General features: G+C 49.1%; 20 protein-coding genes. 2 read left to right on the top strand and 18 right to left on the bottom strand.

The window, feature by feature from the left end:
* Positions 1–21 precede the first annotated feature (21 nt).
* The 5 genes from CJP46_RS37415 to CJP46_RS16995 form a co-directional block, all read right to left on the bottom strand.
* Positions 22–2,088 (bottom strand): ABC transporter ATP-binding protein, encoded by a 2,067-nt coding sequence (locus CJP46_RS37415; RefSeq protein WP_094596765.1) that lies wholly within the window; start codon positions 2,086–2,088, stop codon positions 22–24.
* A 1-nt stretch (position 2,089) separates the two neighbouring features.
* A complete protein-coding gene (locus tag CJP46_RS17010; RefSeq protein ID WP_256992389.1) occupies positions 2,090–3,004 on the bottom strand; it encodes an ABC transporter permease in 915 nt (304 codons plus the stop codon).
* Between the two features lie 70 nt (positions 3,005–3,074).
* Complete coding sequence (locus CJP46_RS17005; RefSeq protein ID WP_094596764.1) at positions 3,075–3,998, bottom strand: ABC transporter permease; 924 nt, start codon at positions 3,996–3,998, stop codon at positions 3,075–3,077.
* A gap of 21 nt (positions 3,999–4,019) precedes the next feature.
* Positions 4,020–5,675, bottom strand: a complete 1,656-nt coding sequence (locus CJP46_RS17000) for an ABC transporter substrate-binding protein (protein WP_094596763.1) — start codon at positions 5,673–5,675, stop codon at positions 4,020–4,022.
* 29 nt (positions 5,676–5,704) lie between these two features.
* The gene (locus tag CJP46_RS16995; RefSeq protein WP_094596762.1) at positions 5,705–7,039 is read right to left on the bottom strand and encodes an LLM class flavin-dependent oxidoreductase; all 1,335 of its coding nucleotides are present in this window, start codon (positions 7,037–7,039) and stop codon (positions 5,705–5,707) included.
* Between the two features lie 334 nt (positions 7,040–7,373).
* Between CJP46_RS16995 and CJP46_RS16990 the strand changes: the two genes are divergently transcribed.
* Positions 7,374–8,258, top strand: coding sequence for a LysR family transcriptional regulator (locus CJP46_RS16990; protein WP_094596761.1), 885 nt, complete (start codon positions 7,374–7,376; stop codon positions 8,256–8,258).
* Between the two features lie 155 nt (positions 8,259–8,413).
* Here CJP46_RS16990 and CJP46_RS16985 read toward each other — a convergent pair whose 3' ends face one another.
* From CJP46_RS16985 to CJP46_RS16925, 13 genes are all read right to left on the bottom strand, one after another.
* Positions 8,414–8,740, bottom strand: a complete 327-nt coding sequence (locus CJP46_RS16985; protein ID WP_094596760.1) for an AzlD domain-containing protein — start codon at positions 8,738–8,740, stop codon at positions 8,414–8,416.
* Positions 8,731–9,462 (bottom strand): AzlC family ABC transporter permease, encoded by a 732-nt coding sequence (locus tag CJP46_RS16980; RefSeq protein ID WP_256992388.1) that lies wholly within the window; start codon positions 9,460–9,462, stop codon positions 8,731–8,733. The genes CJP46_RS16985 and CJP46_RS16980 overlap by 10 nt, the downstream gene beginning before the upstream one ends.
* A gap of 419 nt (positions 9,463–9,881) precedes the next feature.
* Positions 9,882–10,298: a RidA family protein gene (locus CJP46_RS16975; protein WP_094596759.1), complete on the bottom strand. Its 417-nt coding sequence runs from the start codon at positions 10,296–10,298 to the stop codon at positions 9,882–9,884.
* 76 nt (positions 10,299–10,374) lie between these two features.
* Positions 10,375–11,346 carry a helix-turn-helix transcriptional regulator gene (locus CJP46_RS16970; RefSeq protein ID WP_094596758.1) on the bottom strand — a complete coding sequence of 324 codons (972 nt, stop codon included), beginning with the start codon at positions 11,344–11,346 and terminating at the stop codon, positions 10,375–10,377.
* Positions 11,347–11,482: 136 nt separating this feature from the next.
* A complete protein-coding gene (locus CJP46_RS16965) occupies positions 11,483–14,362 on the bottom strand; it encodes an S-layer homology domain-containing protein (protein ID WP_094596757.1) in 2,880 nt (959 codons plus the stop codon).
* 53 nt (positions 14,363–14,415) lie between these two features.
* Entirely contained in the window at positions 14,416–15,201 is a 786-nt protein-coding gene (locus tag CJP46_RS16960) for a DeoR/GlpR family DNA-binding transcription regulator (RefSeq protein ID WP_094596756.1), read from the bottom strand.
* A gap of 268 nt (positions 15,202–15,469) precedes the next feature.
* Entirely contained in the window at positions 15,470–16,936 is a 1,467-nt protein-coding gene (locus tag CJP46_RS16955) for an ABC transporter substrate-binding protein (protein WP_094596755.1), read from the bottom strand.
* A gap of 70 nt (positions 16,937–17,006) precedes the next feature.
* Positions 17,007–17,690: a carbohydrate ABC transporter permease gene (locus CJP46_RS16950; protein WP_256992387.1), complete on the bottom strand. Its 684-nt coding sequence runs from the start codon at positions 17,688–17,690 to the stop codon at positions 17,007–17,009.
* 212 nt (positions 17,691–17,902) lie between these two features.
* Positions 17,903–18,769 carry an ABC transporter permease gene (locus CJP46_RS16945; protein ID WP_256992405.1) on the bottom strand — a complete coding sequence of 289 codons (867 nt, stop codon included), beginning with the start codon at positions 18,767–18,769 and terminating at the stop codon, positions 17,903–17,905.
* Positions 18,770–18,861: 92 nt separating this feature from the next.
* On the bottom strand, positions 18,862–20,127 hold the full coding sequence (locus tag CJP46_RS16940; protein WP_256992386.1) for a Gfo/Idh/MocA family protein: 1,266 nt from the start codon (positions 20,125–20,127) through the stop codon (positions 18,862–18,864).
* A gap of 196 nt (positions 20,128–20,323) precedes the next feature.
* Entirely contained in the window at positions 20,324–21,412 is a 1,089-nt protein-coding gene (locus CJP46_RS16935; protein ID WP_094596751.1) for a DUF4832 domain-containing protein, read from the bottom strand.
* On the bottom strand, positions 21,409–22,716 hold the full coding sequence (locus CJP46_RS16930; RefSeq protein ID WP_094596750.1) for an acyltransferase domain-containing protein: 1,308 nt from the start codon (positions 22,714–22,716) through the stop codon (positions 21,409–21,411). Before CJP46_RS16930 ends, CJP46_RS16935 begins: the two co-directional genes overlap by 4 nt.
* Positions 22,709–24,058: a DUF4832 domain-containing protein gene (locus CJP46_RS16925; protein WP_094596749.1), complete on the bottom strand. Its 1,350-nt coding sequence runs from the start codon at positions 24,056–24,058 to the stop codon at positions 22,709–22,711. The genes CJP46_RS16930 and CJP46_RS16925 overlap by 8 nt, the downstream gene beginning before the upstream one ends.
* Before the next feature lie 372 nt (positions 24,059–24,430).
* Here CJP46_RS16925 and CJP46_RS16920 point away from each other — a divergent pair, with 372 nt between their 5' ends.
* Positions 24,431–25,453, top strand: a complete 1,023-nt coding sequence (locus tag CJP46_RS16920; RefSeq protein WP_094596748.1) for a LacI family DNA-binding transcriptional regulator — start codon at positions 24,431–24,433, stop codon at positions 25,451–25,453.
* The last annotated feature ends 71 nt before the right edge of the window (positions 25,454–25,524 follow it).

Genomic DNA, 25,524 nt, shown 5'->3' with positions numbered 1-25,524 from the left:
GCAACCCATGTTATGCTTCGCCTATAGAGGATAGTGGCAGGCTGCCCAGTGACCTGTTCCGACCGGTTGAAGCTCGGGCTCCACTTCTTTGCATCGCGAGGTCGCAGCAGGGCAGCGCGTATGGAACCGGCAGCCGGATGGCGGATTGGCCGGGGACGGTATCTCACCTTCGATCGGCATATAGTTCCGCTTCCGCTTCGGATCGGCGATAGGGATGGCGGATAACAATGCCTTCGTATAATGATGGGCTGGCTGTCTAAACAACTCGTCGGTAGGCGCGAGTTCGACCAGCTTGCCGAGGTACATCACGCCGATCCGGTCTGAGATGTGGCGCACGATGTTCAAACCGTGCGCGATGAACAGATAGGTCAGCTTCAGCTGCTGCTGAAGCTCCTGCATCAGATTAACGACTTGCGATTGGACCGATACGTCAAGTGCGGAGACCGCTTCATCTGCCAGAATGAACTTGGGACTCAGCGCAATGGCGCGGGCAATGCCGATCCGCTGCCGCTGGCCGCCAGAGAATTCATGCGGATAACGGTCATACCATGACGGATTCAGGCCGACGGACTGCATCACGGCTTCGACCTTCTCACGCTTGGCCGATCCCCGCAGCGATTCGTGCACCCACAATGGCTCTCCTATGATATCCCCTACCTTCCAGCGCGGATTGATCGAGCCGTACGGGTCCTGGAAGACCACCTGCATGTCGCGGCGGGATTCCTTCCAGCTGACCCTGCCGCCGCTTCTTCCATCACCGGCGGGAAGCAGATGCCTTCCTTCGAAGATGACCTCCCCGCCGGTTGCCTTTTCCAATTGAAGCAGCACCCGTCCAAGGGTTGACTTGCCGCATCCCGATTCACCGACGAGACCGAAGGTCTCCCCCTTCTCGATTTGGAAAGATACCCCATCGACCGCGCGAATGAACGCTTTATTTCGATGAAATACCCCTCCGTGCACAGGATAATACTTGGTTAGTTGTTTGATCTCCAGCAGAGGACTCTGCTGTTCCGAAACAGCTTGGGAACTTGACGAAGGACGAGGCATCTTATGGGAGCCAAGTTTAAGCTCAGCAGAAGGCTCGGCTTGTTCCAAGTACACCTCGGTGGCGAGATGTTCCAGTTTCTCCGCATGCCAGCAGGCGACATCTCTCCCGTTCACGTATGTAAGCGGTGGATCCTCTTTCTTGCAGCGATCCGTAGCGTAAGGGCAGCGCGGGTGAAAGCGGCACCCGGAAGGAAGATCAGCCAAGCTCGGGATCGAGCCGCGGATCGTGTACAGCTTTGAACCCCTGGGTTGATCCAGTGTCACGATGGACTGAAGCAGCCCTTGTGTGTATGGATGGGAAGGCTGTTCAAACAGCATATGAACGCTTGCTTGCTCGACCACTTTTCCTGCGTACATGACAACGACCCGGTCAGCCATCTCGGCGGCAATGCCCAAGTCATGCGTGATGAGCAGAATGGACATTTGAAACTCCCTCTTAAGCTCCTGAAGCAGGCTCAAGATCTGCGCTTGAATCGTGACGTCGAGCGCCGTTGTCGGCTCATCGGCGATAAGCAGCTCAGGACCGCATGCCAGCGCCATCGCAATCATTGCCCGCTGCCGCATACCGCCTGAGAGCTCATACGGATACTGCTTCATCCGGATGTCCGGCTCCGGAATCCCGACCCGCCGAAGCAAATGGACGGCCTTGTCCCGTGCCGCAGCCTTGCTTACCTTCTCATGACGAAGGATTACCTCCGTGATTTGCTGCCCGATCGTAAATACAGGGTCAAGAGCGGTCATCGGCTCCTGAAAAATCATGGCGATCTTCTTGCCCCGAAGCTCGCTGATTTCCCGCTGCGACAAACCGACGAGACTGCGGCCGTCCAGCATGATCCGACCCTCGGATACTCTGCCGTTATCATAGTCGATCAACCGCATGATGGATAAAGACGTGATCGTCTTGCCGCTTCCCGACTCTCCGACGAGGCAGACGATCTCTCCGCTTCCGATCGTCAGATTGACGTGCTGAACCGCATTTAACGGGCCTCTTGGCGTCTGGAAGTCAACGGACAACTGTTGTATATCCAGCAATGGCTTCATTTCAAACTCCCCTCTTCGGATCCATCCGGTCGCGAAGATGGTCTCCGATTAGATTCACTACGATAACTAGCAGCGTGATGGCGAGCCCTGGGAACGTGGCCACCCACCAGGCTACCGTCATATAGCTGCGCCCTTGCGAGAGCAGGTAGCCCCAATCCGGAATTTCCTGAACCACGCCGAGACCGAGAAAGCTTAGTCCGGTTCCTACGAGAATGGAGCTTCCTACCCCAATGGTCATCATCACAAGAAGGGGAGAGAGACAGTTCGGCAAGATGTGCCGGAACATAATTTCAAGATGCGAAGTACCGACGGCGCGGGCGGCATCAATGAACGGACGACTGCGAATCGATAGGACGGTACTGCGTATCACCCGCGCTTTTCCAGGTATGGCAGCCACACTGATCGCGATGATGACGTTAAAAAAGCTCGGCCCCAGTGCCACAGAGATGGCGATCGCAAGCAGGATGCCGGGGATCGTCATCAGAATATCGTTCAGCCTCATGAAAACGGAATCGACGATGCCGCCGCAATATCCGGCTATGAGGCCGATCAGCATGCCGATCAACCCGCCGATAAGAACCGATACGATCCCCATCAATAAAGACTGGCGGCTGCCGAAAATGATGAGCGTCCAAACATCCCGGCCGAATTGATCGGTTCCGAGCCAGTGTGACAGGCTCGGCGAATGCAGCAGCTGATCCGTCTTCATATCCGTAGGCGAATATGGCGCGATCCACTGTGGAACGATGGCTGCCGCGACCAGAAAGGCCAGCACGGCAAGCGAGAAGCCAAGCAGCGCTTTGGACACGGTCAAGCTGCCGGCACTGGATCGCAGCCTGGGCTGGGCCGCACCTCCCCCCGGATTCGACGCTACCGCCTCTGGTGTCATTTCCGGCGTCGCGGAGTTCACCTGCATGGATGTTTCACTCCTTCCCAATGGATTTAATACGTCTGTTCTCCAACGCAGGAATAAGAACAAACGGATGTTATCGGGCCTTCCTCACCCTTGGGTCGACATAAGAGTACGATATATCCACCAACAAATTGACGATGATGGTAAAGATACCGGTGATCAGAATCGCTGCCTGAATAACCGGGATATCTTTTTGGTTGATCGCGTCCACCACGAGCTTGCCAAGCCCTTGTCTCGAAAACACGGTTTCCGTCACAACGGCTCCGGCCAGCATTTCACCGACTAACACGCCGAGAACGGTTACCGCCGGCATCAGCGCGTTGCGAAGCACATGCCGGTAGAGCACCGCGCGTTCGGTCAAGCCTTTGGAGCGAAGGGTTACCACAAATGGCTCTTGGATCACTTCGAGTACGCTGTTGCGCACCATCCGCGTCAGCATACCTGCGCCGGTTAGACCCAAGGCGAATGAAGGCAGGATCAGCTGCTTGAAGCTCCCGTTACCGATCGCTGGAAGCAGCCGCAAATGCACGGAGAAGATCAGGATGAGCAGAATGCCCAGCCAAAACTTCGGCATGGAAACTCCCAACAGGCTGATGACTCGCACAATGTAGTCGAGCGCTTTGTTCCTATACACGGCGGATAACACCCCGAGCGCAACGCCGACCACGATAGCAAAGATGGTGCTGACGACGGCGAGTGAAAGCGTGGCCGGAAGCTGGGCAACCAGCCTCTCCAGGACCGGTTGGCTATTGGCGAAGGAATGACCGAAATCCCCTCTTATGCTGTTCCACAAATAGTCGAGATACTGCTTCCACAAAGGCTCGTTAAGACCAAACTGCTCTCTGAGAAAATCGACCCGCTCCGGCGCAGCATCGTCGCCGGCGATCATCTGGGCCGGATCCCCCGGGAGCCAATGGATGATAATAAACACCAGGGTCAGCGAACCCAGAATGACCGGAATGGAGACGATGATCCGGTTCAGAATATATTTGATCATGGACGGCTCCCTCCGATTCGTTTATTTTTTAATCCATGCATCGTAAAATACCGGCCATCCAGGAGAATCAAACGTGATGCCGTTCACTTCCTGAACGGATGCTAGCGAGTATTGGAATACGTAGGTCGGTATGGAATATACATTTTGAATAATCCATTCCTGTGCTTTTTTATAAATTTCTTTACGCTTCTCCGGATCATTCTCCAAATAACCGTCTTCGAGCCACTGATCCAGATGGGGATCGTTTGCCCGGGCGAGATTGTTTTTCTTCGACGGGCCCTTGGTGGAAAAAATTTGCCGCAGCACGTCGGGATCTCCGGAGAATTGGCTTGCAGCCACAAGGTCGTAATCCCCTTTCAGCCGGCGCTCCGAATAGGTTCCCGAAGGCAGAGACACGACTTTCAATTCAATACCCGCCTGCTTCAACTGCTGCTGAAGCACCGCCATCAAATCGAGCCGCTTCTCCCGGTTCCCCTGCGTATCGATAAATTCAATGGTCAGCTTGTTACCGTCCTTCATGCGGGTGCCGTCCGCTCCCTTTACCCAGCCAAGATCGTCCAGAAGCTGATTTGCTTTCGCCGCATCCGGCTTCCAGGAGTTTTCCACGGTCGGAGTATAGCCGAGCATAGAAGGTGAAATCGGAGACCAGGCCTGCTTCGAAGTGCCCAGATAGATCGTTTTGACCGCAGCGTCCAGATCCATAGCCGCTCGCACGGCTTCCCTGACTTTCAGATCATTCCACGGTGCTTTTTGCGGATTCAAATAAATCGAGAAATTCACCTGCAGCAGTTCGGTTTCCTGAACCCTAAATTGATTGTCCGCCTTTAGCGCCACCAAGTTTTGCGGAGGTATAATGTCGGCCGCCTGCACCTGTTTGCTCTGCAGCACGCTGATTCTGGTCGCTTCCTCTGGCACATACTTGACGGTCAGCTTATCCAAATAAGCCGGCCCCTGATGCTTCGCCGTCGGCGGAGCCCAGTTATAGTCGGAATTCTTCTCGAATTGGACTTCCGTTCCAGGCACCAACTTCACGAGCTTGAACGGTCCCGTGCCCACCGGATTCTGGGGATACTTATCCCCGTATTTCTTAACGGCCGCAGGGGACACGAACCCCAGATCGACCTTCGCCGCATTGCTCAAAAAGGGCGCGAATGGAGCACTAAAGTTAATCCTCGCCGTGTATTCGTCCAGCACATCCGTTGAGACGTAGCTTCCGATTTCATTCAACGAGCTTGACGCCTTCGTCTTGGGATCCTTGATCCGATCGAAGTTGAACTTGACCGCCTCCGCGTTGAACGGAGTGCCGTCGTGAAATTTGACGTCCTTGCGTAAATGGAACGTATAGCTCTTTTTGTCCTCCGAAATCTCCCATGAAGTGGCGAGCCATGGCTTGATCGAATGGTCCGGCAGCTCGACGACCAGACTGTCGTACAGCGATCTCATCACCCGTCCGTTCTGGGCGTTGCCCGCTTTGTGTGCGTCGAGATTGTCATCGGTCACGATGCCCCCCAATGCAAAGACCAGCTCCCCTCCGGGCGTAACAGGCCCAGAGTCCACTTCCGCTGCATTCGCTCCTTGTGTGGCCTGACTGCTTCCATCTCCGCAAGCGGACAGCAGCAGGGTCAGCGCCAAAAGAATCGTAGCCATTTTAACGGCTCTTGCCCAAGACTTTTTCATAACCCATCTCCATCTACAAAGTAGTCTGTTTATCCGTTGACCGGCTGCTGCAAGTCGCTGTAACGGTTAACCGGAAACTTCAAACCGAGATGTCCGCGCAGTGTATCGTGCTCATACGCTTCCCGGAATAAGCCCCGCTGCTGCAAGATCGGGACGACCAACTCGACAAAATCCTGCAGCCCGTTCGGAATGCCGACGCCTATAATAAAGCCGTCCGCCGCTCCTTGCTCGTACCACTGCTGTATCGTGTCCGCAACCTGTTCGGGAGTGCCGACGAATTGGCTTCTCGGCGTTGCAAAACGGAGCGCGACTTGGCGCAGCGTTAGATTGTGCTCTTTGGCCAGCCGCTTAATCTTCTCGGAACTCCCCTGTTGGCTGTTCAGCCCCAGATCGCCCAAATCCGGAAAAGGCTCATCGAGCGGAAACCGGCTGAAGTCGAAATCGTTGAACGGCCTGCCCAAAGCGACGACGGCTTTTTCGATGGAAACGAGGTTGACCGTCTCCTGATATTTGCGCTCTGCTTCTTCTTCCGTCCTGCCGATAACGGGCCTGATACCGGGAAGAATCGCAAGATCATCCGGATTTCGTCCGAATCCTGCCGCCCGGCCCTTCACGTCACGGTAATAGCTTTGGGCTTCTTCTATCGTTTCGTGGCCTACGAAGATGGCATCGGCATTTTTAGCGGCGAAATTGCGTCCATCCTCGGAAGTCCCCGCCTGGAAAATAACAGGCTGCCCTTGCTTGGAACGGGCGATGTTAAGCGGCCCCTGGACGGAGAAAAATTCTCCTTTATGATTTAAGGCGTGCAGTTTGCCGGGATCGAAGAACACGCCGGACGGTTTGTCCCGAACGAAAGCATCGTCCTCCCAGGAATCCCACAAGCCCCGGACGACATCCACATGCTCTTGGGCGATCCGATACCGGGTTTCATGCGGAGGATGCTCGTCTTTGCTGTAGTTGTTGGCGCTGCCGGAGAGCCAGGAAGTCACCACGTTCCATCCTGCCCTGCCGTGGCTGATATGGTCGAGAGAAGCGAATTGTCTGGCGACGGTGAACGGCTCACTGTAGCTCACGGTTAACGTGCCGACCAGCCCGATTCGAGACGTTACGGCGGCAAGAGCCGACAAGATCGTCAGCGGTTCGAAGCGGTTGAGGTAATGCGGGCTCGAATTGGCGGTAATGTGTACGCTGTCAGCGATAAAAGCAAAATCGAATTTTCCAGCCTCCGCTGTCAGGGCCTCTCTTTTGTAAAAATCAAAGTTTACGCTGGCATCGGTTATCGCATCCGGGTGCCGCCAATCCTCCCAACCTCCGCCCACACCATGGATCATTGCCCCAAGCTTGAGCTTTTTCGGTTTCGACATCTTCATACGCCTCCTTATAGTTTCAACTTCTTCCAACTGTGCCTCTCAAATCATACACGACTATTCCGACGTTTTTACTAAGTTATTTTCATGCCAAAATCATAATGTAGCGGATTACTTTTTGTAAAATGCAAATAAGTGAACTGTAAATTCATGTTTTATGAACTAAGAATGGGTAGCCAGAGAGAAAAAATGGGATTATACTTAGTAACCAAGTTGGAATAGTTTGTATTGATGTAACTAGTTATATCGAATGCTTGGCGTTTTGTACAATGCAAATATCCGAAGCGTGGCTTCACAAATAATGAACTTATTTGGGAAGGAGTATATGAGGGTGGATATCCGAACGATCAAAACGTTCCAGACGATCATGAAGCTCGGCAGCTTTCAGCGTGCTGCGGAAGACCTTCAATACGGGCAATCTACCGTTACGATGCATATCCAGAAGCTGGAAAGCGACCTCGGAGTTAAGCTGCTGGAAAGAGGAAAAAAGCTGAAGCTGACGGAAGCGGGAAGGCTGTTTCATCAAAACGCGGATACGCTGCTGAAAAATTACGATTATCTTCTCACAACCATGAATGAACTGATTCAGGGGGAAGCTGGGGTCGTCAGACTGGGGGTGATGGAACCGACTGCGAGTTACCGGCTGCCGCAAATTTTGGCACCATTCATGCAGCAGTATCCGAAAGTTCAGGTGAGCATTCAGATCGGCAATACGTTCATCCTGAGCCAAATGCTCAATGAAGGGTTGATCGACCTGGCGATCTGCTCCACTCCGGAGACGGGTGTCGGACATGTATTCGAGCCGCTGTTTAATGAACGGCTGGCATTGCTTATTCCGGACACGCATAGGCTTGCCGCCAAAGACATGATATTTTTGAGAGATTTGCAGAATGAGAACATACTGATCACGACATCCGTCTGCCCTTACCGCAAAAAGCTGGAGACCTTTCTGTTGGAAAAAGGAGGAAGCCCATACTCTGGCATGGAGATTGGTAACATGGCTGCGTTGAAATATTACGTACAAGCTCAGTTTGGCATCGCTGTCGTCCCGGTCATCACCGCAATCCCCAGTCCCGAAGGTACGGTACTCAAGAACATCCACGATCTGGACTCTGGACTTGTCACCGGTCTGCTGCGCAAGCCAAAAGATTCGACGCTCAGTTCGGCAGCCGAGAAGCTGATCGCTGTCTTGCGCAAGGAGCTTCAGTCCATTTGAACGCCCCCCTTGCACGACGGAGTGGATCTCGGGGGCCGTGTTTCAAAAAAAGAAAGACTGCCGGCAATTTACGCCGACAGTCTTTCCAAGTCGCATTCCTTCATCCATTTCACTATACAAATCCATTCCAACATCTTCACTTCCGTGTCATCCCCTTACAGCACGAACCGAAGCACCATCAAGGAAAGAATGCCTACCACGACCGCCCCAAATAAACTTCGCGTCAGGATTGCCGTCGCAAACGTAGGAACGGCGGCTAATATTTCAACGTAGTGCTGCAATATATGGACCTTCCCGCCCGTCGTGAACAGCTCTTGTGAAATTAATGCAGCCATGACGGCAACAGGCACGTAATTAAGCCACCGCATAGTCCATTCGGGCAATTGCATACGGCTCAGAAACACGAGTGGTAAAACGCGCGGAAGAAGGGTTACTATGGAGGCCCCCATGATCGCCAACAGGATGTGCCATCTTATTTCCATTTTTCCACCACCATTCCCACCGCTGCCGCAACGACTGTTGCAACGATGACCGCCATACTACCGGATACAAAGGAGCCCGCTCCCAGCACAATCAGAACTGCGCTTACGGCTACGATGAGATCTTTACGGATCATTTTTCTGCTGGCCATCTGAAGAACAAGAAGCCCGATGAACATGGCCGTCAGCGCAAAATCGAGGCCGTATTTCTCTGGATCGGTAATCCATTTCCCGAAAAACCCTCCCGCTATGGTGGCGATGATCCAGTTCAAATATGCGGTAACATTGAGGCCATGCATCCACTTTTCACTGAGAGATCTGCGGTTCATCGCTTTATTTATGGCGACCCCGAAGGTCTCATCCGTAAGCAGCGCACCGACGAACATCGTCTTGAGTGCGGAAAGGTGGCGGAAATAAGGCGACATGGCTGCGCTGAGCAAAAGATGGCGCAAATTCACGATAAATACAGTAAGAATAATGGCTGCTGGCGACCCATGGGCTGCGATCATGCCCGCCATAATAAATTGAGCGGAACCGGCATAGATCAAGGTAGACATCAAGGTAATTTCCAGTATGGATAGACCGGAGGTTTTCCCTACGACGCCTGCAGCAAAACCGATACTTAAGTAACCCAGGAGCGTGGGAATGCAGTCTTTGATCCCCTGCAGGAAGCTGTCTTCTTTTACTTCGATTTCTTGTTGATTGAGTTGAACATTCTCTGACACGTTATTTATCCTCTATCCTTTTCTGTGTTCTTCGTTGTTGATCCGAAAATAAAGTAACCATGTACTCCGGAGTAAGGATAAGCCCGGCAATTTCGTGCGTTATATCATCCTTTCTGTACATTATATCACACAAAACAGCAGTTGCGTGGTACTAAAATGGGGTGAAAATACGGTATACACGGACTTCATTCGGGCATTATTGCTCATGTTTTATCCTTTTCGCTTCTTAGGTTGGTAGAAATGATGAGTGTTCAGCCCACAAAAAAACGGCCCTTCGCACACGTTACGAAATGAGGCCGATTTTCTTGTGTTTCCTCTTAAGCGACGTTATCTGGTCAACGCTTGTCCAACCGATTAACCGTCTTACCGGATGTTGTATCCGTGACAATGGCCAGAGAACTGGTTCAATCGCTGCTTCATCAGTCCTTATCTTCAATGACTGCAATTCCATCGATTTCAAGCAGGCAGGACGGGCGAGCAAATTCCGAAACAAATAGAACGGTGACCAGCGGTGGATTTTCTAAAACCCCTGCCACCTCTTGAAATGCTTTGTAACCCATTCGCGGGTCGCTTCCACTGACTAAATAAATGTTGAGTTTAACCAGATTGGCGAAACTTGCATTCTCAGACGCTAAAATCGTCGCGATATTATGAAGCGCCTGCTTGGTTTGCAATTCCAAATCATCATGTCCAACGAGTTCACCTGACGAATTAACGGCATTTTGTCCACCGATATAAATCGTCTTTGCCTTACCGCTTACGGTAATCGCTTGACTGAATGCTTTGGATTTGAATAAACCCTCCGGGTTTTTATGTTCCATTTTGAAACTAGTCATTCATATTCCTCCTTCAAGTGATGGGATTTATATCTTCATTATAAGCATCTTCGCTGACAGCTCCCGTCAGTGGAGTTTAAATTTCATCATCTGTATAGTGTTCGGCGATTTGGACGGCCAATTCTTTTATTCTATCTCTCAACGCTATAGGCTCCCGGACCCGGATGCTGGCTCCAAAAGTAAGCAAATATTTCGGAAGATATTTGTTTATGGTAGGGATATCGATGAGGAACCGCACTTCGGTGTCGGTGCGTTCCGTCAAATAGTGATGCATGTGCCAATGGCTGCATATCGCATCCAGACTCTTTGCATCGCCTTCAATACGGATGACCGCCGTCGGTCCATCCGCTTCCCTTTCCTTATACGATTGTTCGCGGAAATACTCTTCTGTCGAGAAGTTATCGGGTATAGTAAAAAATGCCTCGGTCCAATTTAAACTCTCGATGCGATCCACGCGGAAAGTCCGTAATTCGGAAGAGCGATGGCAATACGCAATGACATACCATTCGTTTCGACGATAAGTCAATCCATAGGGATCGATATTCCGATCTTTGGCTTCATCAGACTTGTCTTTACGGTAAGAGATGTGAAGTGTCTGCCCGTCCAAAATGGCCTGCTCCAATTGTCGAAGCAGAGAAACGATACCGGGATGGAATGCAGTCGAGATTACACTGAAGCCGCTCGTAAGACGCTGCAGATCCATCATTTGTTCTTCATTCAAACTGTGTTCGATTTTTTCCAGCGCTTTCGCGAGTTCGTCCGTATACGGATATCCGACTCCCTTGGCGAACTTCGATGCATCAACGATCGCCTTGAGTTCTACCGTCCGAAAAAATAAAGGCGTTTCCCTGAAGGTTTCCAATATATAAAATCCTCCGTCATGCCCCGAGTCTGCGACAATCGGAACGCCGCTGGCGCACAATGACTCAATATAGCGGTAGACCGTCCGAACGCTAATTTCCAATTGTTCCGCGATTTGCGCGGCGGTCAGTTTTTTTCTGGATTTAAGCATCCAGAGAATGGACAGCATGTTATCCCATTTAGCCAAGCTGAGGTTACCCCTTCCCCTAAGCAGTATTCTCCAAAAAGTATACCGTTCAAATGAGTGCGGAGGTAGTCTTTTAAACGAAAAGCAGTCCCCCTACTTGCTTGTAAGGGGGACTGCCGCAGACTGGCATATAATCTTAATCTGTAAAATGGGTTTGATACAGCTTTTCCATCAGAACAACCGCATCGAAGCGGGTAATCGCGTTCGACAGCTCCAAAGATTGAACGCTGCCTGTAAGGAAACCGTTATTCAGGAAATAACGAACCGCTTCCTTCGCATAAATTGGAACCTCTTCTGTATCCTTGCTGAGTACTGAGGCCTCGGATTGCCCCGGATCTAGTTGCTTTTTATGGTCAAGGTAACGATAAAGCATGACCAGGTAATCCAGCCTTTTTACTTTCCCCTGCGGATTAAATTCGTTCGGATTGACGCCGCGAACCAATCCCAGCTGGCTGGCTGCGCCGATGGCATCCGCGTAATAGCTGTCTTTTTTCACATCTTTAAAACGGATGGACTGCTCTCCTTTAATTTCAAACAACCGGTTTAGCATCACGACAGCATCGCCGCAGCTAAGCCCTTGGGTACCGTTAAACTTATGATCCGGCGTTCCCCTGACGACACCTTTGTCATACAACGACTGGACAGCATCCTTAGCGGGCGTAGATGAATTAATGTCGCTAAATACTTCTTCGACAGGCATTGGTGTTGGTGTTGGTGACGGTGTTGGCGTCGGTATTGGTGTTGGCGTCGGTGTCGGAGCTGGTGTTGCCGTCGGTGTCGGTGTCGGTGTTGGTGTCGGCGTTGGATTAGGAGTTGGGCTTGGTTCGTCAGCCCTAACCGTTACGTTTACAACCGCCGTCTGGCTGCCATAAGATGCGTTGATCGAGGCCGTTCCCGCCGAGACGGCTTGAACCAAGCCTCCAGCCGTTACGGTCGCCACCTTTGGATTGCTGCTGACGTAGCTGGTCTCTTTCGCGGAGGTCACGTCTGCCGTTTCATTGGTGTTGTATACGGCCTCAACCTTTAATTGTACGGATTTGTTTTGCTTACCCAGCTCCAACTGCGCTTTGTCGGGAGCGATTTTCAATCCGGTTATGATTTTGTTCTCGATTCGGAAGTAAATTCGATCGGCATTTTCTTTGTACCCGTTATCCAGCATCATCGCGATGTAATAATCGCCTGGTTCCAACTCCTTCATGCCGCTGACCTTACCCTGGCTAGAGTCGCTGAGCGTCATCACGCCGTCCGGAAGATTATTCACGTAATCCCACTTCAGCGACGGAGTAGAGGCGCCAGGCGTATCCCCTTTACGGTATAGACCCACCCAGTCCTGCCCTCCTTGAGCACCTTTATAGCTGAGAGAGATGGCCTTGCCGTGCTCAACAACCGTACGATCCATGGCAAGGACGGCTTTCTCGACGGGAGGAACGCTTGGCAGGATTAAATCATCGTAGATACGCGGCTTCACTTTAAAGGTGGATACTACCGCCCGGTGATCGGGCAGCCATGGATCCAGCACAACATCGGACGGAGAGGTCGGACCGCCCTTGACCGTCTTCTCACCTACCACCTTGCTGTCCAGCGTTATTGCCGGGCCACCGGTATACACAAAGTCAATACGGTCATAGGATTCGGGATTCCTCCATTCTGTTCCCTCTACCGCCCAAGTTACGCCGGGGTTCACCGCAGGATCAGGATAAATGGCGCGGTACGAATCCTGCATCCCCACTTTTTCCAGCATTTTGGATACCGGCCACTCTACGACCTGATCATGATGAAAGCTCTTCGTCGCTTCGGTCCAATCCAAGTGGGATGCAACATTAAAATCTCCGGTCAGAAATACGGGGATGTTTTGGGTAGCGAGAGCCGGAAGCTTGCTGAACACGTTTCTCATTTCTTTCATGTGGAAGCGATTCTCCTTGTTAATGACTTCCTCGACGGAAATCCCGTCAGCAATATCATAAGGCCCGTAAGGATCGCTCGACAGATGCACATTGCTGAAGGCTACGGCTCTTCCCGGATCGACTTCAATCAGGTAATAGTCGTTCTCATCGTCCACTTGAATAATCGGATATTTGCTGATCAAGCTAAGATCGGTGCCTGTTCTGACGTGGTAGCGATATCCCAAGCGTTCGGCCGCTTTACGTACCATCTCACTGTTCGTCTCCTGAACGCCCGCTACGTCCGTACCGGTCGCTTGAATCGTATCCGCAATAAACTGTGCCGATTTCTCGATTCCGTATTTATTCGCCAGCTGTCCTTGCCAGATATTCAGGCTCATCAAGGTCAGTTCGATCTCTTCGGGGGCTGTGTAACCCGGCAGGTTGGCAGAGGCAAAATCCTTTGATTCCTGCTCTCCCCACAAAGAAAAGGCAAGCAGCGAGACGGCACCCTCAGGGATGACCGTTCCCTCCGGAATCTCGTAAGCAACCGGATCGCGATAGGTCGTAGATGTTACGGTGGCTACCTCCGGCACTCCGGGAAGGACACCGGCCGTTCCTCCCCAGTACAACTTGTAACTCTGCACCTTATCGTTATCCTTAGGTGGGGTCACGAAGACTGTACCGCTCAGACGATGGTCATCCGTTCGCTGGGCGTTCAGTTCCAGGCCGGCTGGAGCCTTCAGTTCCCCAACGGTAAAAGAAATAGACGTCTCGTACTCGTAACCCCCGTTTTTCAGGAAATAAGCTTTGTATTCGCCGCTTTCGAGCGGCTTGTCGAACGTAAGCTTACCGTCCCCTGTGGGCGCGTTCTTCCAGTCGAGCGATGGTACGGGACGGTCTGCCGGCCCCGGAAGACGGTCTGCTTCGTAGATTCCGATCCAGTCCTCGTCGCTTTGGGATCCGGAATATGCAATTTCGACGGGATCGCCCTTCAACACAAACGCGTTATCCATCGATAAATCATAACTTGAAGCATGGGCCCGGTTCGGGCTCATCTCGCCAAAAACGCTCAACAGCAAATTAAAGGCCATCACGAGACTCAATACACGCACCCCCGGGTGCTTGCTGTTCATCAGATTCATTCCTCCTCGCTTTTCAGTTGATTATTTGGGAAACGGTTTAGAAGCTACCGGGCGTGAATCCAGTCCACGCTCCTGTCTTTCAATTCATCCGTCCACTGGGTGGGAACTGCCACATCGGTCACGATGATATCGATATCCTTCATATTGAGGATCTGATAAGGATGAGTGCAGCCGAACTTGGTTTGGTCCGTCATGGCAATGGTCAACTGGGCACGGTGAACAATTTTGCGGATAAGGGATCCCCGCTCCAGATCGAACCCGGTAATGCCGCTGTCTATCATCAGTCCGTCTACGGAGATAAAAGCTTTGTCCACGTAGAAATTTTCCGCCATGTTCTCTGCCATGCCACCAGATACCCGCGAGTATTTGGACATCACTTTCCCGCCTAGGAAGTAAATCTGGCCTGAGAACAATTCCTCGTTTTGAAGTTCGGTCAACAAATGGAGTACATGGAAGGAAAATACCACGATCGTGATGTTCCGCTTATTTTGCAAGTAATGAATAATCTGCATCGTCGTGCTGCCGTCATCGATAAAAATGACATCGTTGTCCTCCACCAGCTCGGCGGCGGCGCGGCCTATCCGCTTCTTCTCCTCGACTCTGAGCACTTCCCTGTTCAGGTATGTAGGCTCTTCCCGGGACAGCTCCATCTTGACGGCTCCTCCATAGATGCGGCGCAGCTTCTTCTCCACTTCCAAATCCTCCAAATAACGGCGGATCATTTCACCGGAAACCTGCAGCTTTTCCGCCAAGTCCGCAGAACGCACTTTGCCTTCCAGGTTCAAGATGTCGAGGATAACTTTTTTTCGTTCTTCGCCAATCAGGGACATGCCAACACCTCTTATGGATTTTATCGGACTTACATTTCCGTGGAAGCTTATGAACCACCACCTTCGCATCATTCTCCTCACGTTCGACTTCAATCATAAGCCGGTTTACATTTATCATTCTGCACCTGTACTATCAACTCAAAATTAAAAGCAAGTCATGGGATTGTGAATGTTTGTGTTTTATTGTTTTTAATTTGTATTCGCGGTAGGGAACGATCTTGCTTCGGTAAAACAAAAAAGTCGCGATTTCCGCGACTTTTTTGCCATCTTATTTATTTGCCAAAAATTCGTCTAACTGACGCTGTATCTCAGCTACATATTCATCGATGCCTGCCTTCTTTAGCTTCTGAATGGCCTTTGGATAACCTGTATCAAAGTCCACAAAGCCGGAACGTATAGCGGCAAGGTCCTTGCCCGCGACTTCTTTCAGGGCCGTTTCGATATTTTTGACCTTCTCATTATTAAATCGGAAGCCAAGTGAAGCGGACCGGATCGCCTGGTCATCCCAGCTTTTATACTGATCGATAGACTCTTGCGACACTTCCGGAGCGAACAATTGGTAATTTTGGTTTCTAAACATCCATTCATAGAAGAATTCACTAGGGGTCAGCTTATTGATTCTTCCATCCACAATCTCGTAATCCTTGCCTTCGACGCCATAGAGAGCAAGCAGATAGTTCTCTTTTGATTTATAAATCCAGTTGATGAACTTCATGGCTCCTTCAGGATTCGGGGCGTTTACCGGTATGCCCAGGACCTCGCCGCCCGCAGCCGTAATATAACGCGGCTTATCCTGTGCCAACAGGTATGTTTTAACTCTAGCATCCGGCGCATTGGCTTTGATGGCATTAATAATTTCCATTTCCTTGCCCACAGATCCTTCAACCCATAAATATAATCCCGTCTGCATGCGAGAGTCTCTTTCATTGTATTTAATGGTCAGATCCTCTGAATATAAACCAGCTTTATACATTTCACGGTTAAACTTCGCGACTTTCTGGAATGCATCCGTTTCATAATAGCTGTATGCTTTTTTGCTGTCTTCCCCGAATACGACCAAATCTTCTACGGCGATCCAATTGTATTGCTCATCCGAAAAATACCGGGTTAAAGGTTTGAATACGATATCTGCAGGCCCTTTCATTTCAGGAAACTTCGCCTTCGCCTTCGTCGCAAATTCTTTTAGATCATCGGCCGTTTTGATGTCGGTCATTCCCACGGCTTCGAGTAGGTCCTGTCGTACGGCGACCAGCTGATACATGGCCGAGGAAGGTGCGTACGATGAAGGAATGCCATAAATCTTCCCATCGATCGTTGCCCCTTGAAGCTGTTCCATCGGCAGAACTTTCAGCATATCCTGTCCATATTTCTCGATCAAATCGTCCAATACCATGGCCTGTTTCTTGTTCACGATCGTAGACAGGTCCGGGAGACCATCCCAATACAAATCAATCGGTTCATTCGCCGCCAGCATAATGTCCTTTTGCTCCCAATACTGGGCCCAGGGCACAAATTCGACTTCTACTTTCAAGCCAAGATCGGCCGCCATTTTTTCGGCAAATTCATGTTCAAGAAAATCGTTCATCCGATCGCTACGTTCCCCGGGATACAAAATCCTTACGGTTTCGAGTTTTGCTGCCCCCTCTTCTTTTGCCTTGCCGCTGCATCCTGCCATCACAGAAACGGACGCGATCATCAATACGACCAAAAAGATCAGCATTTTCCTTGCTTTCATGAAAGACCCTCCCTAACAAAATGGTTAATCTATGTTAAAAGCCTGTTTCGGCCAGTAACCGCGCAGGTGTCTATTCCTTGACTGCGCCGGTCATAATCCCCTGCACGAAGTATTTTTGAATGTAAGGGAACAGGAAAATGATCGGTCCAATCGTGATCATCGTAACGGCCATCTTTACCGTTTCAGCAGGTAATGTAATGTTACCTGAAGCACCTGATGGAATACGTCCCGAGCTGATTGCATTTACGTTGGACAGAATGTTGTAGAGGTAGTACTGCAGTGGAAACAGATCATTTTCATTAATGAAAATCAGAGCATGCCACCAGTCATTCCAATACTGTAGTGCATACATTAAACCGACCGTAAGCAGCGCGGTCTTGCTTAATGGAAGCGCTACCTTAACATAGATCGTAAAATAATTGGCACCATCCATCTCGGCAGCTTCATATAAAGAGGGAGAAATGCTTCCAAAATACGTTCGCAGCAGGAACATATTCCACACGCTAAATATGGAAGGAAGGATTAAGGCCAGGATACTGTTTTTCAATCCATAATAATTGACGCTGACCATATACCACGGAATTAAACCGGCCGAGAAAATAATCGTAAAATTGCTGATAAAGGCGAGTACGTTACGGTATCTCAGCTTTTTTATGGATAGAGAAAATGCAATCATGCTTGTAATCAGCAGAGCGCCTGCCGTACCCACAACGGTTACGAAAATGGTCACGCCATAGGATTTCAATATTTTCATGCCACTGTTCACAAAGATATATTTATAGGTATCGAAGCTGGGACTCATAGGGAGGATCGCATACCCGTTTTTAGCAATGGCCTGTTCTGAGGAAAAGGATACGCTTAAGGTTAAAATAAGAGGATACAGACATATAAGGGCAAATAAGCCGATGAAACCATAAGCCATGCCTACCACAAATTTATCGCCAAGCAATCTATTCTTTTCTATCATTAAAATAGACCCTCTCCGTCGTTTATTTTCTTAGCAGACTTATTTGCAGCCGTAATCAGAATCAGTCCCATCAAGGACTGGAATAGTCCGATTGCCGTAGCGTATGAAAAGCCCAGCGTACGCATGGATTGATAAACATAGGTATCGATGACCGTTACCTCGTCAATCAAGACCGGGTTGTTGCCGACAATACCGTAAATCATGCCAAAATCGCCATAGAAGATCCGTCCGATGCTCAGCAGGCTTAAGACGATAATTGTCGGTTTCAGCATAGGCACGGTTAAGTAAAGAATGCGCTGCAATTTGTTGGCTCCGTCGACTTTAGCCGCTTCATATAAGCTGCCGTCAAAGTTCGCCATTGCCGCTATGTAGATAATGGAACTATACCCGCTCCATTTCCAGACATTAGCCAGGATAATGATCCATTTCCAATACTTCGGCTCCGAGTACCAACTGATCGGTTCTGCTCCAAAAAACTTCAGGATTTGATTGGCGACGCCCACATCCGTGGAGAAGATTCCGTACAGGATCGCTCCAACGACGACCCATGAAATGAAATAAGGGAAAAACATCATGCTTTGAGCGATCTTTTTGTAGGTTTTATGCCGGATTTCATTAATCAGAATGGCGATGCTTACCGGGACGATAATGCCTAATATGAGACCGAAAAAGTTAATATAAAGCGTGTTATAAGTAACCTTCCATCCCATGCTGTTAGCGGAAAAAAAGTATTTAAAATTGTCCAGCCCCACAAATTTACTGCCAAAGATTCCATCAACCACATTGAAATCGGTAAATGCCATCCATATTCCGGCAAAAGGAATATAGGAGAACATGATCAGAATAATCAGGGCAGGCACGCACATGAGATACAAGATTCTGTTCTTCTTTATTTCATATAGAAACCCCTTACCAACTGAATTCATTCCATCACTACCTTTGCATTGTGATTAAGCGATTATGCCGTAACGCCGTCCTGCAGCTGCTCCCTTAAATGATCCAGATCGATAATCGTGCCGGTAACCCTTGCCTCTTCTGCTGCATAAGCCATCAGGTGACTTTCGACAGACAAGTCAATGGAGGATCTGCTGTTGAAATCGGTCGTCTCTAAATTTTCCAAAAAGTCGATCATCAGACCTGTATCTCCGCCATTATGCCCACCGCTAACGGCAGCCGGCCGAATGATTGTTTGCTGACTCGCCTCAGCCATATTGGAGTTAAACCTGGTGACTTCAATGATATTCGAATGATCATCCCCGCGGATTTCTCCATGCTCGCACATGATTTTGAGCGTGCGGTGCATTTTATTGGTAAACCCGCTTAAGTTAAACGTGGCTGTGACTCCGTTTTTAAACTCGATCAGAGTCACTTGGTGATCACACACGTCATTGTCCATCCGATATACACAGCGTCCATAAGGACTCGTCTTGAGCTCTTCCAGTAATCCTTCTTCCGTTTGGTCCATCGAAATGACTGTAGCCGGCCATTGCCCTCTTACAGGCACGTAAGCTTTTTTTGCATCGAATCGGCAGTCCGCTGCCGCCTGGCAGTCCAGGCATCGCTCAGCGCTGCCGGCCGGTGCATTCTCCTCTTTAAAATAAGTGAGGCTGCCGTATGAGGAAATTCGTTTGGCACCGCTGTCCACCAGCCAGGCTAGAATATCCATGTCGTGGCAGGACTTCTGCATGATGATCGGACTCGCCAAATCGCTTCTTCTCCAGTTGCCCCTTACAAAAGAATGAGCCATGTGGAAATTGCCGATGTTCTCGTTGTGCTGAATGGTGATCACTTTACCGAGCTCGCCGCTTTCAATGATTTTCTTGATCTCCGCGAAAAAATGGGTATATCTCAGTACATGACATACAATCACTTTGCGGCCTTTTTCATTCGCTTTCAGCTGTATTCTCAAACATTCCTCGGGACTTGGCGAAATGGGTTTTTCGAGCAAAATGTCATAACCAAGGTCAAGCGCTTCCATCGTTTGGGCATAATGGTCTCTATCCATTGAAGAAATAATGATGGCATCGCAAATTTTACCTAATTGAAAAAATTCATCCACCGTTTCAAATTGCTTCTCCAGAGGAATTTGAAACTCATCCGCCGCCACCTTTCTTCTGCTGGCATCCGGTTCAACGACCGCGACAATTTCCGTGCTCTGGTAAGCATGCCTCGAATAGATCATGCCTCTTTGTCCTGCACCGATTAATGCTAACTTCAAATCCATAACCTCCAGTGAACTTGTATTTGTTCATTCTATCTGTATAGATTGAACTCAAGTTTCGGCCCTTCAACATGAACTTCTTGAGTTCATTCTATCTGTATAGATTGAACTCAAGTTTCGAATTGAAAACCCTGTTGTAATGGCTTATTCAAGCCCTTCAACATGAACTTCTTGAGTTCATTCTATCTAATTGGATCCATTATGCTTCCGGAAGCTTCGGGTCTTCCAATGGATAATATCCTTCCGGATCATACGTATCCCATATATTCATTAGCGGATCTTCATGGGTTGTTTCGACCTGAATCGTTCCTGCCTCATAATACCCATCTTGTTGTGGATTCCGTATATTCAGCGGGATATAAGAACGATCTTCGAAAAAGAGTCCCAGACTTAGCGTATATTCTCCTGGGGGCATGTCCTGCAGCGGTATAATTTCGTTATGGACAAGGTCCCCGGTTAGCCAGGAATCCGTTGCCGCTAGCAGCGGAAGCTCATAGGAAACCTTCCCTTGCTTTAGCTGAACCCATAACCGGAATTTGCGGTAAATTCTCGAAGTGCCCGTGTTGACGAACCAGAACCTCAGCGGCAAGCTCCCGCGGCTGGATACACTTTCCGGATAAGTGAGTCTGCGTAAAGCAAGGTGATATCCAAGCCCCATATCCACATTTGAAAGACAAGCATGCCAGCGGTACGCTTCGTTTCTAGTATGAGGACCACAAACGTCATCGGTCACATGGATGATAACAGGATATCGCTTCCATACCTTCTGAACATGATTTCTGGCCAAAGCCTCGCAGCATTCGAGCCAATTCTCCTCACTGCACTTCACCAGCAGGCCGAATCCGCGGCTGCTTTCTCTTAAATGCTGTATCAGTCTATCGTTCTGCAGATCAACAAGAAGCGTATGTGTTTCGAACGATTCAATATAGGCGTTCCATTCTTCCTTGCTGTCCGCCAACGTCGAAATGGCAACGCCTGCAAGGCATCTGTCCGAGTTGAGGTAACTTCCGATTTTTCTGATCAAAGCGGCGAAACATTCGTCAGCGTAGTCCTGAACCCAGAGGGGCAAGTCTGGTGTCAAGACAAGAATAGGATTTGGGACTGTGTGTAGCGCTTCTGTGATACCTTCGAGCCTGTATTCTCCTCGGACCGGCTCAAGTTCTTTCCATGAAAAGGCAACATATTCGAACAACCCATGGTCTGAAACATGATCCATTTGGGATGAGGGCAAAGGCCGGATTTTGATCGTTTTATACTTCTCGTAGGTTTCAAGCGAATATTGGCTCATCCGCTTACCTCCCTTAAATGGCTGTCAACGTTCCTGTGGAATTGCTCCATATCCGCGTCGGTTATATAAGGCCTGCTGCCAATCCGTTCGACATCTTCCTTCAATACAATCATGCTTAATGTGTTAAAACGCGCTCCCGTCTGCATATACGCTGCGGCTGCTCTTTGAAGGGAGGTTGTAAATTCACCGGTATTACGGACAGGGCCGCTATCCTTGTCTCCGAAGACTTCATATCGCAGCATCCTGTCTCCTTCCAGGGTCGGATAATTATAAAATTGTCGTTGAACGCGCACGATATTGCTTGTTTCGGTGTCGAGCACGAGCGATAACCGGGTATCATAAAGCCAGCTTGCGCTCCAGAAGCCCTTGATGGCTAATTCCGGAAAATATTTGCCATAGAATTCAATGGCTAAGGACATTGAGTTCTTCAGCCTGGCCGGTGTATATCCAGGCCCGGATGGGATATGGAGGGCTAAAAGCAGGTCCCCTTCCTGAAGTGCCGGTTTCCATTCCTTCTTCAAGATCGTCGTCGTTTCTCTTTCGACGAATCCCATGGGATTGATCCGGTTAGCCACGATAAGGTCGTCACTCTCGATCCATTCGGAAACGAAGCATCCTAGCGGGTCATAAACATCATTGATTCCATTTCGTTGTCCATCGATGCGAAATTCCTCGCCCGCGTGCCGGAGGGCAATAACCTCTTGCGTGTTCTCATGACGGAACATGGTGAATGAATCCCCAAACCGGTATGGAATAAAATAAAACCGGTCTAACAAAAAGATGGAGCAAGTATAAAAATTCATCACCCAAGGGAAATCATGGACTTCGGCATCGCCGTACAGCACCAATTTTTCCATTTGCAGCTTCAAGGACTGGTGAGGAATATGCTCATAGTACACTTGGGGGACGGAACGGTTCTGCAGCATTTCCATGGAAGGGACAACACAGGCTAACAGCAATAGAAATGAATATAAATCCCCGTGTTGGTTCATGCATCTCGGAGTCATATTGGTATAGTGAGTCTCGTCGCAGCGATGGCGCGCTGAGCACATATCATCCACTAAAAATTTGGTGAAGTGAAACAATACGTTGTTTGTTTCTATTTCCTCAATCCCATGTACGAGCCGCTGCCGGGTATGTTCGGGAGTTTGATACCGCTCAAAGAGTTCGGTCAGGAAATCGCGTGGAATGAGATGGGGCTTGTTATTCGGATGATAGAGATTATATTTAGCTTCTAATCCTTCTGGCAGGTAATCAAAATTGCACATGGCTGTACATTCGTCAAAGTTCAAGCGCCTATCCATTTCCTTCTTTCCCCCGTTCAACTAAAATCTTACCCATCGGGTAATAGCCTTGCGAAAATCCCTTGATCGCCAGCTGGATATTTCCGATTTCTTTGACGCCGGTTTCGATGCCAATCTCCAAACGATATTCCCCTTCGGTCATTCCTTGTGGCAGAGCGATGCTTTCTTCCCAGGCAATATCTTCGTCCGGCAGCCATTCCCTTATATCTTCTCTGCTCTGCAGCGTATACGATTGATCACGGCCAATGAGTCTCACGACAAGCGGATAATGATTATAGATCGGAGCCACCCCCACATTGGCCCATAAAGCACGAATGTCCAGTACGCCACCTGCCTTCACTTCGGAGTCAAACGTGAATTTCCGTAATTCAAAGCGGTATCCCATCTTGTTCAGCCACGCCTTTACATTCTCTTTCCACGGTTCCGGAACCGTCGTTCCCTTGTTGTTAAATGAAGTAATATGCCACTTCAGCGTTTCTTGAATGATATAATCGATATCCCAGCCCTGCAGATACCAGTCATTCATGTGCCAGCATGCTTCAAAAAGAACCGGAGCCTTCTCCCATGCATCGCCCATTTTCAAATTCTGGATATTCTGGGGATAGAAATCCGTCATATGCGACCAGGCTTCACCATGAAAACCTCCCATATCTCCCAAGCAATCGACACGAAAGCCTACTTTGGCTTTGCGGTCTGTGATCATCTTGATCGACTGCGAGTCATGCAGGAGTGCCTGAAGCGGTGTTAACTTAAATCCATCCAGATAGGTATCCGTAATTTGCTTGATGGCCTCCGGCTGTAAAAATTCGGTCCCTCCGCCTTCCCCCCAAGCCCCTACAATCGTCAAATCCACCGAACTTATGACCGGGTGTCCGTCAAAACGTGCGGCGAATGCCTTGATAAATTCGGACCAATACTGCACATATGGCGTTGCATGCGGGTCTACCCTCCAGAAGGGAAATTCGGGCTCTTCCGGATATTCCGCCCTGAACCATGCCGGTATATCGTCATCTTCGCTTAACGCGTATGGAGAACAGCGAACCACGGCCGTACAGCCTATCGATTTTGCGTATTCCAGCTTCTCCTCCAGCACCTCCCAGTTGTATTCCCCTTGAACCGTTTCCATGTCCCGCCAACGAACGCTGCAGAAATACACTTTGCTGTCAGGATGATTGCAGGTTCTGCTGTTTTCCGTGAACTTATATTTCGACTGTTCTTCCCCTCGATTGTCGCAAATACTGTCCGGGTTCTCCATTAATCCTGGTGCTGCTGTAAAACCAATGCCTGGGTTGCTTATCAAGTCATCGATAATAATGGGGTAAACCGTTACTGCTTTGTTCATGTCTTTTCAGCTCCCTGCTATGTACGAATCAAGGAATTTGTTACGTAATTGTTACGTTAATTTTTCGTGATACATCATTTTGTTTAGTGATTTTATGTTATATCATCCGCATGTATTCTTGCAATAATAATTTTAAAAATATTACAAAAATTCTATTTACAAAGCACGTTAGAATCGTGTTATGATTGATCTTAACCGAATATAATCATTATCCGTAACAACGTAACATTTTAACGAAACAAATTAACGCAACGAAGTAACGAAACAAGATCGAAAGACGAGTAATTTTAAGTCGATCATTGTTTACCATGTAACATTCCTATAAACTCTTAATGGTGATCATTTGCAACTTAAAAGGAGAATGTGTTAATCATGAGTACGATTCGGGATGTTGCTAAATTAGCCAATGTATCTACTGCCACCGTATCCAGAGTTTTAAACAATGATACGAAATATAAAATCACGGACGAAACCCGGGAAAGAGTATGGCAAGCCGTTACACAGCTTAACTATAAAATCAGTTCAAGCCCCAAGCGAAAAGTGCCTGCGAAAGACCACTCGGAAAACAAATCGCCTGCAAAAATCGGGTGTATATTAAGCGTTACAAAAGATAAATACAACGACCCTTATTTCATGTCGATCTTATCCGGCGTAGAAGAGCGATTGCTTAGTGCAGGGTATAACGTTGCTTTTATCCGGACCGGAATTGAATTGGATGACAGCAAAATTTTATTTAGCACTTTCAGTGAACCGGTTACCGGTCTGATTCTTATGGAATCCTTGAACAACGAAACCTACGAGTACATACGCAAACAGGTACCCTTTATCGTGGGGATTGATACGGAACGCGAGGATATCGATAATGTGGGCTATGATCATTACCATGTTGCTACGATGGCCGTAAACCACCTCATTGAAAGGGGCCATACTCATATTGGGTATATCGGAGGAAGCGGATTAACGTGCAACCTGAAAGACAGCCGCCGATATCGAGGCTATTATGCCACCATGCATGCCGCCGGATTGACTGTGAATCCCGATTGGGTCATCGATTGCATGTGGGATGAAACGGTATGCATCGATCAAATTCATCATTTATGCAAAACCAAAAATTACCCCACCGCGTTTTTCGTCGGCAGTGATTTAATGGCCATGGCCGCGCTCAACGGATTGTATAACAACGGGATTTCCGTTCCTAATGAAGTGGCTGTTATAGGACTGTCCAATATCGAGGTATCCAAGTATTCCAATCCTCCACTATCCACGATCGAGGTGCCCACCAAAGAAATTGGCATGGTCGCTGTCGATCACTTAATAGACCGGATCAATGGAAACCATCTATTGCCTAAGAAAGTTATTTTACCTACCCGATTGGTCGTACGCAGTTCAACTTAAAGGCTGACGCGAATGCCTGTCTATATGAGTTGGAAAGGAGGTGAAGGCTTCGAATTCAGTATCATGACCCT

The organism is Paenibacillus sp. XY044 (assembly GCF_002257645.1).
In the GTDB taxonomy this organism is placed as follows: domain Bacteria; phylum Bacillota; class Bacilli; order Paenibacillales; family Paenibacillaceae; genus Paenibacillus_AQ.
The sequence above is the reverse complement of the archived record's forward strand: the minus strand, read 5'-3'. Positions and strand labels throughout refer to the sequence as shown.